Here is a 14,600-nt window from a genome sequence, read left to right as displayed (position 1 = left end):
CCGGCGCGGGCGGGCCCGGGCGGGCCCCTCCCGTCAGGCGAGCCCCTCCAGGAACGGGACGATCGCATCGACGAAGTGGTCGTTCCGGTCGCCCGCCACCATGTGCCCCGCGCCCGCCACGTCGACGCGCCGCGCGAGCGGGACCCCGGCGCGGAACTCCTCGGCGATGTCCTCGCCCACCACGTCGCTGATCCCGCCGCGCACGAGCAGGATCGGCACATCGGCGCGGCGAGCGGCGGCAAGGACGCGCTCCGCCCTGCCGGGCGGGTCCGTGCGGCCCTCGAAGCTGTCGAGGATCCGGGGGTCCCAGTGCCAGACCCAGCGGTCGCCGTGGCGCCGCAGGTTCTTGAGCAGCCCGTCGGGGTCGTCGGGGCGCGGGCGGTGCGGCAGATGGGCGGACACCGCCTCGGCCGCTTCCCGGACGCTGGCGAACCCGTCCGGTCGGGCGCGCACGAACTCCATGATCCGGCGTACTCCTCGGTGATCGGGCCGGTGGGCGACGTCGACGAGCACCAGCGCGCGCACCGCGGCCACGGGCGCCTCTCCGGCGGCGAGCAGCGCGCTCAGGCCGCCGAGCGAGGCGCCGACGACCACCGGCTGCGCGCCGAGCCCGGCGACGAGCGCCCGTACGTCGTCGGCGAACAGGTCGAGGTCGTAGTCGCCGTCGGGCGACCACCCGCTGGTGCCGTGCCCGCGCAGGTCGGGGGCGACGACTCGCCAGCCCAGCGCGGCGAGGCGGGGTCCCGTCCGGTCCCAGGCGTGCCGTGTCTGGCCGCCGCCGTGCAGCAGCAGGAGGGGCGGCGCGGACGTCTCGCCCCAGACGTCGGCCGCGAGCCGGATCCCGTCGCGGCCCACGAACCTCCGGGGCAGGGCTCCGGCCGTCATCGCGCGCCCCCGGCCCGCAGCGGCGACAGGAGTGCGTCGCGGTGGGGGTCGGCGGCCGCCGCGGCGAGCACGACGTCCAGGGCGAACAGGGCCCGCGCGAGGAACCGGTCGTCGTCGATCAGGGCGGCGACCCACTGGTGCAGCGCGCCCACGCACGAGGTGCCGACGGCGGCGGCCAGCGCGTCCGTGTCCACGTCGGCGCGCAGCACGCCCCGCGCCCGGGCGTCCGCCAGCGCCCGGCGGAGCTGGACGAGCGGGCTGCGGGCGAACACGAGGCCGCTCGCCTCCCAGGCGCGCACCATGCGCCGCGACACCACCGGGTCCTCCACGAACAGCTCGACGGTCGAGCGGACGACCTCTCTCGGGCCGACGTCCTCCGCTGCCGCCAGGCGGTGCTCCAGTTCGTCCATGAAGCCCTCGGCGAGGGCCTCCCAGATCCTCTCGCGCGGGCCGATCAGGTTGTACACGGTGGCCGGGGCGACCTCCGCCCGCTCGGCGATCCGCTCGGTGCTGATGACCGACTCCTCGCCTTCCCGGAGGAGTTCGCGCGTCGCCTCGAGGATCCGGCTCCGCCGCCGGGCCTTGTGCCGCTCACGCAGTCCCCCTTCGACCGGCAGCATCCGCGCACGCCCCTTCCAGAGAGTTGGAGAATGACCTGAATTTAGAGACCTCTCTAAGACTGGTCAAGCATCGCGCGGGTCCATGCCGCTGACCAGGACCGGAGGCCTGGCCGGGGCGACCAGTTCCGGTGGCGTGGCCTCCCGAGAAGGGGAACGCGTCCTCCCTTTCCGCCGTCCTCTCAGCCATGACCACTGCAACCCGCCGGGCGGCGCACCTCACGGCCGCCTCCGCCGCCTTCGCCCTGACGCTCACCTGCGGCACCGCCGCCGCCCGGGCGGCGGCTCCCGGCACCCCCGCGTCCCCGCGCCCGACCGCCGCCGCCGCGAGCACCGGCGCCGCGGCGAGCCTGACCGGCTATCGCCTCGCCCCGGGACTCCTCAAGATCACCGGCGGCAGGACGGCGGGCAATCCGTCCCAGGTCCACGGCGTGCTCGGGATGCCCAAGGGCAAGGGGCCCCACCCGGTCGTCGTGGTGCTGCACGGCACGCACCACAACTGCGTGACCACGAAGGACGCGTCCGACGTCGTCGCCCGCAACCCCGTCAAGACCCACTGGCCGCTGGTCTGCGCCAAGCCCGGTAAGCCGGAGCGCGGCCTCGGGCCGGACTACCTGCGCCAGAACGCGGGCCTGTCGCACGTCGTGCAGGCGCTCACGCGCAAGGGCTTCGTCGCCGTGTCCATCGACGTCGTGTCCCCCGAGATCTGGTGGGGCGGCGAGACCGACGCCACCAAGGGCTACACCGATCTGGTCAGCGCCCATCTGCGGCTCCTCTCCGACCTCAACAAGGGCGTCGACCACGGCCTGAAGCTCCCCGGGGTCAAGGGGCGCATCGACACCTCCCGCGTCGGCCTCGTCGGGCACAGCCGGGGCGGCGGCTACGTCCTGTCCCCCAAGGCGGCCCAGCGCGCGGGGCTCTTCGGCACCGTGGCCATCGAGCCCGCCGAGAACGCCGAGCCCGCGCCGCACAAGGTGCCCGTCCTCAACATCCGGGGCGCCTGCGACGAGGACGTCCAGCCGCAGGCGGGGCGCTCGACGATGAAGGCGCTCGCGAAGTCGCGCTCGACGAAGGTCGCGGCGGACGTACTGCTCGCGGGGACCGGCCACCGGATGATCAACACCAATCTCGCCGCCACCGACAAGGGCGGCGGGATCGGCCCCTGCAAGGCCTCCAAGGTCGCGTCCCCGGCTGCCGCCCGCGCCCAGGCCGCGCAGCTCACCGCCGCGTTCCTGGAGCAGGCCCTGCGCAAGGCCCCCTCCTACCGCCTCCCCGCCCTCGACGGGCCCGCGCCCCAGGGCGGCAATCTGCGCAAGGGCGGTCCGGCCCTCACCTTCCGCTCCGCGCGCCAGGAGACGTTCACCGATCCCCGCACCGTCCGCGAGGTGGCGTCGAAGCAGCGGCTGCTGCCCGCCATCCCCAAGAGCTTGAAGATCAACAAGCGCCCTGACGACGGGATCTGACGCACACGGGGCCGCGGCGCCCGCTCCCGGGAGACCCCGAGCGGCGCCGCGGCACGCGCGGCACCACCGGCGGCCCGCCGTCGCTCACCCTTCGAACGACCGGAAAGCCGTTCGAAGACAGTTCAGTCACGCGTCCGCTCGCCCCCTTCACTTGCGCCTTTCCGGTACGTCTGCGCCAAGGAAATGCTCGGACCTGGTGGGTATCACTACCGTATGCATGGTCTTTGACCGGCACCGCCGTGAATCTCCGGAAGGCACCACCATGGCCGCCGCCTCTCCCTCGTCCCTGCGCGTGGACATCGTTTCGGGGTTCGACCCCGCTTTGGTACGCGTACACGGAGATCTGGACATCGCCAGCGCGCCCTCCCTGCGGGCCGCCCTGGCGCCCCTGCTGCACCGCCGCGTGGAGCTGGACCTGACCGACGTCGCCTTCATCGACTCGTCGGGGATCAACGCCCTGGCGGCGCACCACCGGCACTGCCGCGTCGCGGGCGGCCGCATCACCGTGATCGAGGCGTCGAAGCCGGTCCGCCGGGTGCTCCACATCACGGGGGTCGACGAGGTCCTGGTCCACCGCCGCGACCCGGAGGGCCCGGGCGGGGGCCGATGCGAGGATCCGCCGACCACCCCCTGAGGCACGAGCGGAGCACGTACGGGCCGTCGCCGTCCGGGCCATGGTCGCCCAGGCCGAAGGCGCGCAGCGTCCGTCGAGGCGGCGCCCCGTCAACTCCCCGTGCCCCAAAGGAATCTGACGGTACGGCATACAACCATTACCGCACCCCTTCCAACACACTCGAACACGCTCTACCGTAATCCCACACTGCCGACAGGCAGCTGACGTCACTCCACGTTCGCCGGGCCAGACTTCTCCTCACCCCCTGGAGCGCCCCATGGATCGACGCGACTTCCTGATCATCAGCGCCCTCACCCCGCTCGCCGCCACCTGGGCCACCGAGGGTCACGCGGCGCCCAGGAGCCCCCTGGCCGCCGCGGACCACACGTTCGGATTCTCCGCGGACGGCAGCCAGTTCCTGCTCGACAAGGAGCCCTTCCAGATCCGCAGCGGTGAACTGCATCCGTGCCGCATCCCCGTGCGGTACTGGCGCCACCGCATCCAGATGGCCAAGGCGATGGGCCTGAACACCATCGGCGTGTACCTCATGTGGAACTACCTGGAGGAGCGCCCCGGCGTCTTCGACCTGACCACCGACCGGCGCGACTTCGCCGCGTTCGTCCGGCTGTGCCAGGCCGAGGGCATGTGGGTGCTGCTGCGTCCCGGGCCGTACGTGTGCGCCGAGTGGGACCTCGGCGGTCTGCCCGCCTGGCTCCTCAAGGACCCGGCGGCCAAGATCCGCGTACGGGCCGCGGCCGACCCGCACTACATGGCAGCCGTCCGCCGCTACATCAGCAAGATCGCGCCGGTGGTCAAGCCCCTGCTCGTCGCGGGCGGCGGGCCCGTCCTCATGGTGCAGATCGAGAACGAGTACGGCTCGTTCGGCGACGACGCCACGTACGTCGACGAGATCCGCAGGGCCTGGCTGGACGCGGGCGTCCCCGGGCCCTTCTACACCCAGGACGGCCTGGCCCAGGTCAAGGCCAACCGCACCAACGTGCCCGGCGGCGCCATCGGCCTGTCCGACGGGGACGCCGCCGCCATCGCCGACTGCCGCCGCACCTTCCCCGCGGTGCCCGCGTTCATCGGCGAGTCCTGGGCCGGATGGTTCACGGCGTGGGGCGACAGCGGATTCGGCGGCATCGGCAAGGACAAGTCCCCGATCCTGCACGGCCTCATGCGGTCCGAGCTGTCCTTCAACATCTACATGATTCACGGGGGCACCAGCTTCGGCTACTGGGCCGGAGCCAACTCCGCGGACGACGGCAGCGGTTACACACCCGACATCACCAGCTACGACTACAGCGCGGCGATCACCGAGCAGGGCCGCCCGACCGCGAGCTACGCCGCGTACCGCTCCCTCATCGACAGCTACGTGGAGAAGCCGCTGCCTCCACTCCCGGCGGCCATCCCCACCATCACCCCGAGCCCGGTGACGCCCGAGGCGTACGCCTCATTGTGGGACAACCTGCCCCAGGCGCTGCCCCCGTCCCGGACGGTCACCGCCCAGCCCATGGAGACCTACGGCCAGAACGCGGGCTTCGTCCTCTACCGCCGCCCCCTGTCCGGATACGACGGCGCGACCCTGCACGTCACCGGCGTGCACGACTACGCCACGGTGTTCCTCGACGGCGCCTACCAGGGCGGCTTCAGCCGGGTCGCGGTCTGGCCCTCGTACGCCGGACCGCTGAAGGTCACCACCGGCAGCAGCCTCGCCCTCGGCGACGCGGGCCCGAGCCCGACGCTCGACATCCTGGTGGAGGGTCTGGGCCGGGTGAACTTCGGGCACTACGTCGACCGCAAGGGCATCACCGGGCAGGTGTCGCTGTCCGACGCCGGCGCGCTCGACGGCCCGCTCACCCGGTGGCAGACGTACTCGCTGCCCGTCGACGAGGAGTTCGTGGCCTCCCTGCGCCCGGCCATCAGCGACCGTGACAGAGGCGGCCTCTTCTTCCGCGCCGCCCTCAGCCTCGACAGGACCGGCGACACTTACCTGGACATGTCCGCCTGGACCAAGGGCGTGGTCTTCGTCAACGGCCACCACCTCGGGCGCTACTGGTCCGTGGGCCCGCAGCAGCGCCTGTACTGCCCCGCGCCCTGGCTGCGGACCGGGCGCAACGAGATCGTCGTCTTCGACCTGCACCGGACGACGCCGAAGCCCATCGGCTTCGCCGCCGCCCTCCAGAGCGCCTACGTCCTCACCAACCGGCGCAGCGGCAAGGCCCTCGACGTACCCGACGAGTCGACCGCCCAGGGCGTGCAGCTCATCCAGTGGCCCCGCCACGGCAAGGCCAACCAGCAGTGGCGCCGCACCACCCTGTCCCACGGGCTCACCACGTTCGCCAACTCCCTTTCGGGACAGCACATCGACGTCCACAGCGAGTCCACGAGCCCCGGCGCCCCCGTCATCCAGTGGCCCGCCACGCGCGGCGCCAACCAGCAGTGGCGCCTGGCCGACACCGGTGGCGGCTATGTGAAACTCGTCAACGTCCACAGCGGCAAGGTCCTCGGCGTCGCGGCCAACTCCACCGCGGACGGCGCGAAGATCGTCCAACAGGACGACTCCGGCGACACCAGCCAGCACTGGCACCTCGACGAGCTGTAGTCGCCGGGGGTCAGCGGGCGGGGATACCGGTCGCGGCGAGGATCTCCGCGGCCGACGCGCTGTTGCCGTCCTGTACGGCCAGGGTCATGGCGGCGTGGGCCGCCCGCTCCTCGGCGTACCACGGGAGCATCAGGAAGGAGAAGATGTCCTGGTGGCCGCGGGTGACGAGCATGGTGTGGTCGTCGACCTCGGACCAGTCGATACGGACCAGGTGACCATCGACGGCCACCGAGTGGAGGTGCGCGTCCCACGCCCCCGCGTCCAGGCCGATCCGGGCGACCGTACCGAGCCTGTCGGTCAACGCGCGGATCAGGACGGGCAGTTGCGCGGCGAGATTCCGCGACCTGGGCCACCACACTCCGTCGAAGGTGCCGTCGCGCCGGGATGTCGTCGCCATCCTGAGCACGGCCGCGCCGGGAAACGTCTGTTGGATTCCGGATTCCGTCGGAGGAACGACAGGACCGGCCGGATCGTCACGCATGGCACACCTCCCAGGTGCAGTGGCCACCACGGACGGGCACGCGCACGGGGGCCGCTGAGCGGCGAGGACACCTCAGCTCTTCCAGCCTACTCCTGGTCATCGCGCACACGGAGCGTGACGTGTACGGCCGGTCCGTGCGCGCGATCGTGGTGGGGCGGGCCGCAGGAGTAGGCTCATAGCCACTGGGAGCGTTTCCCGACCGCCTTCCCTGCCGGTCGCCCTCTCGGTCCAGAGCACCGGGCTCAGCACCTACGGGTTCGGGGACAGGTCGACACCATGCCGGTGATCACCGTACGCACTCCGCTTCCCGCACCGGGCACCCGCGATGACGCACACCCGATGGCCGACGGCAGCGTCCAGGTCCGCATCGTCGCCGACGACCCCGAAGCGGCCTGGCGGGTGGCACAGGTCCTGCGCGAGCGCCTGCTCTGCGACGAGCCCCGCAGCTACCCCACCGGCAGCGAGGGCGACGGCGTCCGGCTGCACCTCACGGTCGACACCCTGCGGACCCGCCCGACGACACCGGCCCCGCACACCTGGCTGATCGACAGCGGGTCGCAGGCGCGCCGCACCCATGCCGACGAGACGGCACACCCCTGAGCCGACCGCCACCACGCACCCGGCCCCGGCCCGAGGCACGTCAACGCCCCCTGCCGCGGCCCGCACAGCACCCCGCCTCGCCGCCCTCCCAGGGAGATCAACATGACCGCCCCCCTCGTCGACCCCCGCTCCCTCACCCGGCTGCGCCTGGCACCCGCCGAAGGTGGTCCCCGCAGCATCGACGGCGTCTGGTGGCCCCACAGCGACGACCTCGTCACCGAGCTTCCGCGCCTGCTGCGCGCACTGCCGCACACCTGGACGCAGATCGTCCACGTCACCGTGCGCACCGCCAGCTGGTCCGCCTTCCCCGGCCGGATGCTCTGCGCGGGGCAGGTGCTCCACCTGCACGGAAACTCCGCCGTGCACGCCCCCGCCACGGCCTGTCTGCTCGCCCCCGGAGCCGGGCGCTGGGACCTGCTGGTCGTACCGCACCTGACCGACGCCAGGGAGGGACCGCGTCTGATGGCCGCAGCTTTCACAAAAGAGTGACGGTCCCGGCGGCGCCGCCCCGTGTTCCAGTACGCTCACCACACGGTCGCCCCGGACCCGGCCCTCTCCGTGCATGCAGCCCGGCGCAACAGAGGCTCTGCGCAACGCGAAGCAGCAACCTTCCTGAGGAGATGGGACGGATGAGCTCTCATCCCGATCCCTCGGAGTCGGCCGACCGGGCCGCCCTCCCCCAGCTGTTCGACGACTGCCGTCTCGTCCGCGCCCGGGGCGAGCTGGACCTGACCACCGTGTCGCCGCTGGCGCACGACCTGCGTCTCGCCCGCGCCGGTGCCGGGCGGCTCTGTCTCATCGTGGATCTCACCGAGGTGACCTTCATGGACGGAAGCGTCCTCAGGCCGCTGAACGAGACCTGGGCCGATTGCCGGACCCGGCACGGCTGGGTCCGGCTCGTCTACACGCGCCCCGCGACCCGGCTGGTCTTCCGGGCCGGCGGCGTCATCGACCGGTTCCCCGGGTACGCCAGCGCCCAGGACGCCTGGCAAGACACGGCCGCCCTTCCCGGACCGATCCGGCGGGCCGCTCACAACGGTGACGCGTGAGGTACGGTCAGTACCGCCGGGAGTCCCGCACGGGGAGGTCCCGGCCTCCGCGGAACGGAGACCGGTGACCAGCGACGGCATGGCCGAGGCGCTCCGATCGTTGCACCCCGGAAGCAACAGCGATCCTGCGGAGACCAGTGCGCGCGCGCTGGGGGTCGCGGGCGTCACCGTGTCCGTCTTCCCCAAGTCCTCGGCAACCGTGAACGGCACCCGCACGCCGGAGCCCCTGTGGTCCTTCCCCCAGCTGAGCCTCCGGTTCGAGGAACTGCAGTTCACGCTCGGCGAGGGCCCGGGCCCCGACGCCGCACACGCCGGGGTGCCCGTACTGGAACCGGTCCTGAGCCAGGTGCGCCCCGACCGCTGGCCCGCGCTGCTGCCCGCGGCGCAGCGGCTCGGGGTGCGTGGAGTGTGCTGCTTCCCCCTCGGCCTGGGCGCCGCACGGCTCGGGATACTGACCCTGCTGTGCGACGGTGAGCGCGGCCTCACCGACCAGCAACTCCTGGACGCGAACACACTGTCCGCCGCCCTGACGGCAGCCCTGATGAACGGGAGGGGTCCTACGCATGCCAGTAGTACGAGTGACGACGGGCGGTTGTGGCCGACCGCCGGGCTGCACCGTGCCGTCGTGCACCAGGCGACCGGAATGATCAGCGTCCAACTCGGCGTCTCGATGGTGGAGGCCCTGGTGCGGCTGCGCGCCTTCGCCTTCGGCAGCGAGCGCCCTGTCGGTGACGTAGCAGACGACGTCGTGGCCCGACGGCTGCGATTCGACGACGATAGGAACGGGCCTCATTCGCCCGACGGTGGAGAGGGATGATCGGCATGGCCCGGGAACAGCGGCTCGCGAGGGTGTTCGTCGAGATCGCGGACTCGCTCATCGACGACTTCGACGTACTCGACCTGCTACAGCGCCTTTCGACACGCTGTGTGGAACTCCTGGACGTAGCCGCCGCGGGGATCCTGCTCGCCGACGCCCACGGCGAACTTCAGGTCATCGCCGCCTCGGACGAGCACACCCGCCTCCTGGAACTGTTCGCCCGGCAGCACGACCAGGGTCCCTGCGTGGAGTGCTTCCACGCGGGCGAGCCCCGCACGAACATCGACCTCAGGCTTCCCGAGGCGGCCGCCGCCTGGCCCCGCTTCACGCCACGGGCCCGCGCGATCGGGTTCGTGGCCACGCACGCCATCCCCCTGCGGCTCCGTGACCGGGTGGTGGGTGCCCTCAATCTGTTCCACACCTCCGCGCACCCACTCGGTGAGGAAGACATCGCCCTGGCCCAGGCGCTCGCCGACGTGGCCACCATCACGATCCTCCAGCAGCGCACGCTGGAGCAGTCACACGTGGAGAACGCCCAGCTGAACTCCGCGCTCACCAGCCGGATCCTGGTGGAGCAGGTCAAGGGCGTGCTCGCCGAGCGCTGGGACACCTCGGTCGACGAGGCCTTCATCGCGTTCCGCTCGTACGCCCGCTCGCACCACCTACGCCTGACGGACTTCGCCCGGCGCATCGTCGACGGCACGTTCGACACCTCCGTCATCCCGGCTCCCGAGGCCCGCGTGTGACGGCAGGGCGTGGCGCAGCACGCGGCCCCACATCGACGCGTACTGGCGCCACAACGGCCCGGTGACGTACGGCAGTCCGTAGCGGCCGCAGATCTCGCGCACGCGCGGGGCGAGCTGGGCGTAGCGGTTGCTGGGCAGGTCGGGGTAGAGGTGGTGTTCGATCTGGTGGCTGAGGTTGCCGGTGAGGACGTGCAGGAGCGGGCCGCCCTCGATGTTCGCCGAGCCCTGGATCTGCCGCACGTACCACTCGCCGCGGGTCTCGTCGACGAGCCGCTCCTCCGTGAAGGTCCGCACCTCGCCGGGGAAGTGACCGCAGAAGATGACCGTGTGCGCCCAGATGTTGCGGGCGGTGTTGGCGGTGAGGGCCCCCACGAGGCAGGGCAGCGCGGAAGGGCCCGCGAGGAGCGGGAACAGGACGTAGTCCTTGGCCGCCTGGCGCACGGCCTTGCGCGCCAAGCCCGACACGTCGTGGAGGAAGGCGCGCACGCTCTTGCGACCCTGCGCCACGGCGTCGGCCTCCAGGTCGTACAGGGCGATCCCCCACTCGAAGACGGGCGCGAGCAGCGCGGCGTAGAAAGGCTGGAGCGCGTGGTGCGGCCGCCAGGGCTGGTCCGGGCTCATGCGCAGGATCGTGTAGCCGAGGTCGCGGTCGCGACCGACGACGTTGGTGTACGTGTGGTGCAGGTGGTTGTGGGTGTGCTTCCAGGCGTCGGCGGGGCTGGCGAAGTCCCACTCCCAGGTGGTCGAGTGGATCGCCGGGTCGGCCAGCCAGTCCCACTGACCGTGCAGGACGTTGTGGCCCAGCTCCATGTTCTCCAGTGTCTTCGCGACGGCGAGCAGCGCGGTGCCCGCCATCCAGGCGGGCGGGAAGAGGGACACGGCGAGGGCGGCCCGGCCGCCCGCCTCACAGCCTCGCTGCACGGCGATCACCGTACGGATGTACCGGGCGTCGTCCGCGCCGCGTGCCGCGACGACCTCGGCGCGGAGCCGGTCGAGTTCGCGGCCCAGCTGTTCGGTGCGGTCGGCGTCCGGCGCCGCCGGTGCGGGATCGCTGAGGTAGGCGACGGTCGTGGGCATGGTGTCTCCCTGGGGGTGTGGTGCGGTCCGGCGGGACCGCTCGTCGGCCGGAGCCCCTCGGGGAACCGGCCGGGTCACAGATCGAGGGCGAGGGGGCCTGCGGCCGCGTTGACGCAGGTCTGGATCAACTCGCCTGGTTCACCGTGCACTTCACCGGTCCGCAGATCCCGCACCCGCCCCGCGGCGAGCGGCGCGAGACAGCCGAAGCAGATGCCGCGACGGCATCCGTACGGCATCGTCACGCCCGCCGCCTCGCCGACCTCCAGCAGGGGCACGGAGGGCTCCGCGTCCGCTTCCACACCGCTGCGAGCGAACTGGACCGGCGCGCTGGCGGCGGCGCCTCCCCGGGGCGGCAAGGGTGCGAGCCGGAAGCGCTCCACGCGCAGCCGTTCCCGTACGCCCTGGGCCGCCCAGCTCCTCTCGGCGGCGTCGAGCAGCCCGGAAGGTCCGCACAGCCAGGCATCCCGTCGGCGCCAGTCCGGGCAGAGCTCCGCGATGCGGTCCGGGGTGAGCCGACCGTCCGTACGCGTGTACGTCAGCTGGACGGTCAGCCAGGACATCTGCGTCTCCAGGAGCGCGAGTTCGGCCCGGAAGAGGCACTCCTCCGGCCACGGCGCGCTGTGCAGGAGCACGGTGTGGGGTACGGGGCCGGGACGGCCGGCCAGGGTGCGCAGCATCCCCATGACCGGGGTGATGCCGCTGCCCGCCGTGACGAACAGCAGCCGCTCGGGCAGCGGCCGCGGCAGGACGAACTCGCCCTGTGCCGGGCCGAGTCGGAGCACGGTGCCCGGCCCGGTCCGGTGGACCAGGTACGGGGAGACCCGGCCGCCCCGCTGCGCCTTCACGGTGATGGCGACCGCGTCGGCGGGCGGTGAGGTGATCGAGTACGTACGCCAGTGCCGTACGCCGTCGATCTCGACGCCGACCGGCAGGTACTGCCCGGCCAGGTGCCCGCGCCACCCCCGGCCCGGCCGGATCACCAGAGTGGCCGCCCCGGGGCCTTCCGGGAGCACGGCGGTGACCCGGCCCGCGGGGTGCCGCGCCGACCACAGCGGGTCGAGCAGACCGAGGTAGTCGTCCGGCGAGAGCGGGCTGGTCAGCCAGGACGCGGCCGACAGGGCGCGACGCCCGGACCGTCCGTCGGCCCACGCGGCCAGCCGGGAGGCGACGGCGGGCGGCAGGGACAACGGCGACGAGCGGGAGTTCACGGACACGGCGGTACCCCTCCCCTGGGGGTCTGCGATCCGGTCGGGCCCGCACCTCGACGACCGGACCCGCACCTCGACGACCCGCCGTCGTCGCCGGGCCGCCGGAGCCGAGCGAAGCACACCCCGCGGCGGCCCACACCGCCGCCGGGAAGCTTTGCGCCATCCGTCGCACCGCCCCTGCCAGCGGGGATGCAGCGACGCCCAGGGTGCGGCGTGGCGGGACGGCCGGAGGATGGCCAGATGGTGATGCTGCCCTAGACCGACCACGCCCCCACTGAGCGACCGCGGCCCCTCACGGGCCGGGAAGGAGTATGCGGCACGGGTCGAACAGGGGGCCGCCGTAGGAGGCGGGCGCGACGTCCGGCCAGCCCCAGAACCGCAGCGCGTCCAGGGTCCGCAGGCCGGACCGGGAGGCCACGGTGATGCCGGTGACGCCGCCCGTCGACCCGGTGCCAGGTCACGGACCACCTTCCCGAGCTCGGCGCCCTGTACGCCGCCAACTCCGGGACCACCCCCTGGGGATGGGACCAGCTGCACCGAGCCTTCCTGTGGCGCCTGCGTCTCGACACGCGGCGTCCCGGATTCTCTCTGCTGATCGCGGAGAACTCGGCGTACGACCAGCCCTGCGTCCGCCTCTGCGGGGTCGCTGGATGCACCCAGGTCACGCAGCGCCGCCGCAGCGGCCATGCTGATCGCCGTCCCGGACTTCCTCGGTGAACACCGCGCTGCCGAACACCGAGCGGCGCACCGCGGTCCGCACCCCCGCCGTCTGCCGACCGGCCACCTCGGCCCGCAGGCCGGAGTCCTCCGTGAGACGCCGACAAGCGCAGTAGCCTCCCGGCGCGTCCGTCAAGGGGGGCGGCGCACTTCGTGCCATGTCGACTGGAACTCTGCGCCCGCGCCGCCGCAACTCCCGCCCTGGCCCATTCGATCGGCCTTCGTGGCGATCCGGAACGTCGACATCACGATCCTGCCCCGAGCAGTGAGGGTGGTAGATATCCCGCCACCTCACACCCTGCGGGCCCGGTGATCGACATCGGCGGGTTCCGAGGCGCCCCAGGCGTGTTATTCGGTCAAAGATTCTACTTGTGTCTACGGCACCTGGGGTTGGGAACGCGTATCCCCGTACGGCACAGCACAAGGGGCTACCGCTTCCCCACATGTTTCCGCCATTACCGGAATCCCTTTTTCTTCACCCGTACGGGAAGACGTCATCCGTGCTGCCAAAAACAAGGAGTATCGCCATGTCCTTAGCGGACGACCGGCCCGACGAATTGCCCGCCATCGAATTGCTCGACTGCACGCTGCGCGACGGTTCTTACGCCGTCGACTTCCAGCTCGACGAGGAATTCGCGACGCAACTGCTCACCCGCCTTGACACCATTCCGGTGGCCAAGGTGGAGGTGGGCCACGGAATCGGCCTGGAGGCCGAGCGCAGCGGCATCAAAGCGTGCAACATAGGCCACTTCCGCTGGGCCGAGATCGCCCGCTCCGCCCTCACCCGCAAGCCCTGGGGCATGTTCGCCCAGCCGGAGTTCACCCGCCTCGACACCATCGCGCAGATGAGCGATCGCGGGATGTCCTTCATCCGGATCGGCATGGAGCCCGAGCGGGTCCCCGAGCACCTCGACTACCTACGGCGCGCCACCGAACTGTGCGGCCAGGTGTACCTCAACCTCATGAAGTCCAGCGCGACTCCGGTCCGCGAGCTCGTCGGCCTGCTCGACGGGGTGAGCCCCGACATCGCGGGCGTCTACGTCGTCGACTCCTACGGCGCGATGCTCCCCGCCGACGTACAGACGTACGTGAGCGCGGTGCGTGAGAACGTCCCGGTGGTCGGCTTCCACGGGCACGACAACCTCGGCATGGCCAACATCAACAGCATCACCGCCCTGCAAGCGGGAGCCACCATCGTCGACGCCACCCTCGACGGCATCGGCCGCGGCTCCGGAAACGCCGCCATCGAGTCGCTGGCCGGTGTCATCAAGCTCCTCGACACCGACCTCTTCGACTACCAGGAACTCGCCCGGCTCGCCGAGTACTGCCGGGAGAACATGCGGCCCATCGCCGAGGACCGCACCATGCAGGTCCTCGGCGCGGTGATCGGCATCCACTCGGGCTACTTCCCGCTGGTGGAGAAGTTGGCCGAGGAGCACGACACCGACCCGGCGCGGCTCATGGAGACGGCCGTGAAGATCGCCGATCACAGTCCGCGCAAGGACGACTTCCGCGCCGCCGCCAGCAGGATCGGCGCCTGAATCTGTTGATCCGTCCGGATCCCGCCGCAGCGGGAGGTCCCGGAGGCCGTCCGCGGCCTCGTCACCGGCCGCCGGGCTCCGCACGCTCGGCCCGCTCCGGGCGGAGACGTGCCCACACCCCGCTCGGGGCGCTCCGGGCTGCACCGGCCCGGAAGAACGTCCCCTGCCGACCGGCGGACCG

15 protein-coding genes are annotated in these 14,600 nt (G+C 72.0%); 9 read left to right on the top strand and 6 right to left on the bottom strand.

Annotation, left to right across the window (positions count from 1 at the left end; translation table 11 throughout):
• Positions 1-33: 33 nt before the first annotated feature.
• Positions 34-885 carry an alpha/beta fold hydrolase gene (locus tag AC5WAM_RS40250; protein ID WP_495520722.1) on the bottom strand — a complete coding sequence of 284 codons (852 nt, stop codon included), beginning with the start codon at positions 883-885 and terminating at the stop codon, positions 34-36.
• Positions 882-1,505 carry a TetR/AcrR family transcriptional regulator gene (locus AC5WAM_RS40245; RefSeq protein ID WP_495520721.1) on the bottom strand — a complete coding sequence of 208 codons (624 nt, stop codon included), beginning with the start codon at positions 1,503-1,505 and terminating at the stop codon, positions 882-884. Before AC5WAM_RS40245 ends, AC5WAM_RS40250 begins: the two co-directional genes overlap by 4 nt.
• Positions 1,506-1,690: 185 nt before the next feature.
• Here AC5WAM_RS40245 and AC5WAM_RS40240 point away from each other — a divergent pair, with 185 nt between their 5' ends.
• From AC5WAM_RS40240 to AC5WAM_RS40230, 3 genes are all read left to right on the top strand, one after another.
• On the top strand, positions 1,691-2,965 hold the full coding sequence (locus tag AC5WAM_RS40240) for a dienelactone hydrolase family protein (RefSeq protein ID WP_495520720.1): 1,275 nt from the start codon (positions 1,691-1,693) through the stop codon (positions 2,963-2,965).
• 262 nt (positions 2,966-3,227) lie between these two features.
• Positions 3,228-3,599, top strand: coding sequence for an STAS domain-containing protein (locus AC5WAM_RS40235; protein ID WP_366793415.1), 372 nt, complete (start codon positions 3,228-3,230; stop codon positions 3,597-3,599).
• 256 nt (positions 3,600-3,855) lie between these two features.
• Complete coding sequence (locus AC5WAM_RS40230; RefSeq protein WP_495520719.1) at positions 3,856-6,183, top strand: beta-galactosidase; 2,328 nt, start codon at positions 3,856-3,858, stop codon at positions 6,181-6,183.
• Positions 6,184-6,193: 10 nt separating this feature from the next.
• Here AC5WAM_RS40230 and AC5WAM_RS40225 read toward each other — a convergent pair whose 3' ends face one another.
• Positions 6,194-6,580: a DUF5994 family protein gene (locus tag AC5WAM_RS40225; RefSeq protein WP_495520718.1), complete on the bottom strand. Its 387-nt coding sequence runs from the start codon at positions 6,578-6,580 to the stop codon at positions 6,194-6,196.
• A gap of 360 nt (positions 6,581-6,940) precedes the next feature.
• Here AC5WAM_RS40225 and AC5WAM_RS40220 point away from each other — a divergent pair, with 360 nt between their 5' ends.
• The 5 genes from AC5WAM_RS40220 to AC5WAM_RS40200 all read left to right on the top strand — a co-directional run bounded on the left by AC5WAM_RS40220 (position 6,941) and on the right by AC5WAM_RS40200 (position 9,876).
• Entirely contained in the window at positions 6,941-7,264 is a 324-nt protein-coding gene (locus tag AC5WAM_RS40220; protein ID WP_495520717.1) for a hypothetical protein, read from the top strand.
• Positions 7,265-7,366: 102 nt separating this feature from the next.
• Complete coding sequence (locus AC5WAM_RS40215) at positions 7,367-7,753, top strand: DUF5994 family protein (protein WP_495520716.1); 387 nt, start codon at positions 7,367-7,369, stop codon at positions 7,751-7,753.
• 140 nt (positions 7,754-7,893) lie between these two features.
• Positions 7,894-8,313 carry an STAS domain-containing protein gene (locus AC5WAM_RS40210; protein WP_495520715.1) on the top strand — a complete coding sequence of 140 codons (420 nt, stop codon included), beginning with the start codon at positions 7,894-7,896 and terminating at the stop codon, positions 8,311-8,313.
• 64 nt (positions 8,314-8,377) lie between these two features.
• Complete coding sequence (locus AC5WAM_RS40205; protein WP_495520714.1) at positions 8,378-9,130, top strand: ANTAR domain-containing protein; 753 nt, start codon at positions 8,378-8,380, stop codon at positions 9,128-9,130.
• Entirely contained in the window at positions 9,127-9,876 is a 750-nt protein-coding gene (locus tag AC5WAM_RS40200; protein WP_495520713.1) for a GAF domain-containing protein, read from the top strand. Before AC5WAM_RS40205 ends, AC5WAM_RS40200 begins: the two co-directional genes overlap by 4 nt.
• On the opposite strand, the gene AC5WAM_RS40195 is transcribed toward AC5WAM_RS40200, so the two are convergent.
• The 3 genes from AC5WAM_RS40195 to AC5WAM_RS40185 form a co-directional block, all read right to left on the bottom strand.
• Complete coding sequence (locus AC5WAM_RS40195) at positions 9,793-10,953, bottom strand: fatty acid desaturase family protein (RefSeq protein ID WP_495520712.1); 1,161 nt, start codon at positions 10,951-10,953, stop codon at positions 9,793-9,795. The two genes, AC5WAM_RS40200 and AC5WAM_RS40195, sit on opposite strands and share 84 nt — an antisense overlap.
• A 74-nt stretch (positions 10,954-11,027) precedes the next feature.
• Positions 11,028-12,110: a ferredoxin reductase gene (locus tag AC5WAM_RS40190; RefSeq protein WP_495523756.1), complete on the bottom strand. Its 1,083-nt coding sequence runs from the start codon at positions 12,108-12,110 to the stop codon at positions 11,028-11,030.
• A 343-nt stretch (positions 12,111-12,453) separates the two neighbouring features.
• Positions 12,454-12,579 carry a hypothetical protein gene (locus AC5WAM_RS40185; protein ID WP_495520711.1) on the bottom strand — a complete coding sequence of 42 codons (126 nt, stop codon included), beginning with the start codon at positions 12,577-12,579 and terminating at the stop codon, positions 12,454-12,456.
• 826 nt (positions 12,580-13,405) lie between these two features.
• On the opposite strand from AC5WAM_RS40185, the gene AC5WAM_RS40180 reads away from it, so the two are divergent.
• The gene (locus AC5WAM_RS40180) at positions 13,406-14,419 is read left to right on the top strand and encodes a hydroxymethylglutaryl-CoA lyase-like TIM-barrel protein (RefSeq protein WP_495520710.1); all 1,014 of its coding nucleotides are present in this window, start codon (positions 13,406-13,408) and stop codon (positions 14,417-14,419) included.
• Positions 14,420-14,600: the final 181 nt, after the last annotated feature.

Source organism: Streptomyces sp. JLYT201 (assembly GCF_059448825.1).
The sequence above is the reverse complement of the archived record's forward strand: the minus strand, read 5'-3'. Positions and strand labels throughout refer to the sequence as shown.

Coding starts and splice junctions, on each gene's coding strand:
- AC5WAM_RS40250 (WP_495520722.1), bottom strand. CDS start 885: ATGACGGCCGGAGCCCTGCCCCGGAGGTTCGTGGGCCGCGACGGGATC.
- AC5WAM_RS40245 (WP_495520721.1), bottom strand. CDS start 1,505: ATGCTGCCGGTCGAAGGGGGACTGCGTGAGCGGCACAAGGCCCGGCGG.
- AC5WAM_RS40240 (WP_495520720.1), top strand. CDS start 1,691: ATGACCACTGCAACCCGCCGGGCGGCGCACCTCACGGCCGCCTCCGCC.
- AC5WAM_RS40235 (WP_366793415.1), top strand. CDS start 3,228: ATGGCCGCCGCCTCTCCCTCGTCCCTGCGCGTGGACATCGTTTCGGGG.
- AC5WAM_RS40230 (WP_495520719.1), top strand. CDS start 3,856: ATGGATCGACGCGACTTCCTGATCATCAGCGCCCTCACCCCGCTCGCC.
- AC5WAM_RS40225 (WP_495520718.1), bottom strand. CDS start 6,580: ATGGCGACGACATCCCGGCGCGACGGCACCTTCGACGGAGTGTGGTGG.
- AC5WAM_RS40220 (WP_495520717.1), top strand. CDS start 6,941: ATGCCGGTGATCACCGTACGCACTCCGCTTCCCGCACCGGGCACCCGC.
- AC5WAM_RS40215 (WP_495520716.1), top strand. CDS start 7,367: ATGACCGCCCCCCTCGTCGACCCCCGCTCCCTCACCCGGCTGCGCCTG.
- AC5WAM_RS40210 (WP_495520715.1), top strand. CDS start 7,894: ATGAGCTCTCATCCCGATCCCTCGGAGTCGGCCGACCGGGCCGCCCTC.
- AC5WAM_RS40200 (WP_495520713.1), top strand. CDS start 9,127: ATGATCGGCATGGCCCGGGAACAGCGGCTCGCGAGGGTGTTCGTCGAG.
- AC5WAM_RS40195 (WP_495520712.1), bottom strand. CDS start 10,953: ATGCCCACGACCGTCGCCTACCTCAGCGATCCCGCACCGGCGGCGCCG.
- AC5WAM_RS40180 (WP_495520710.1), top strand. CDS start 13,406: ATGTCCTTAGCGGACGACCGGCCCGACGAATTGCCCGCCATCGAATTG.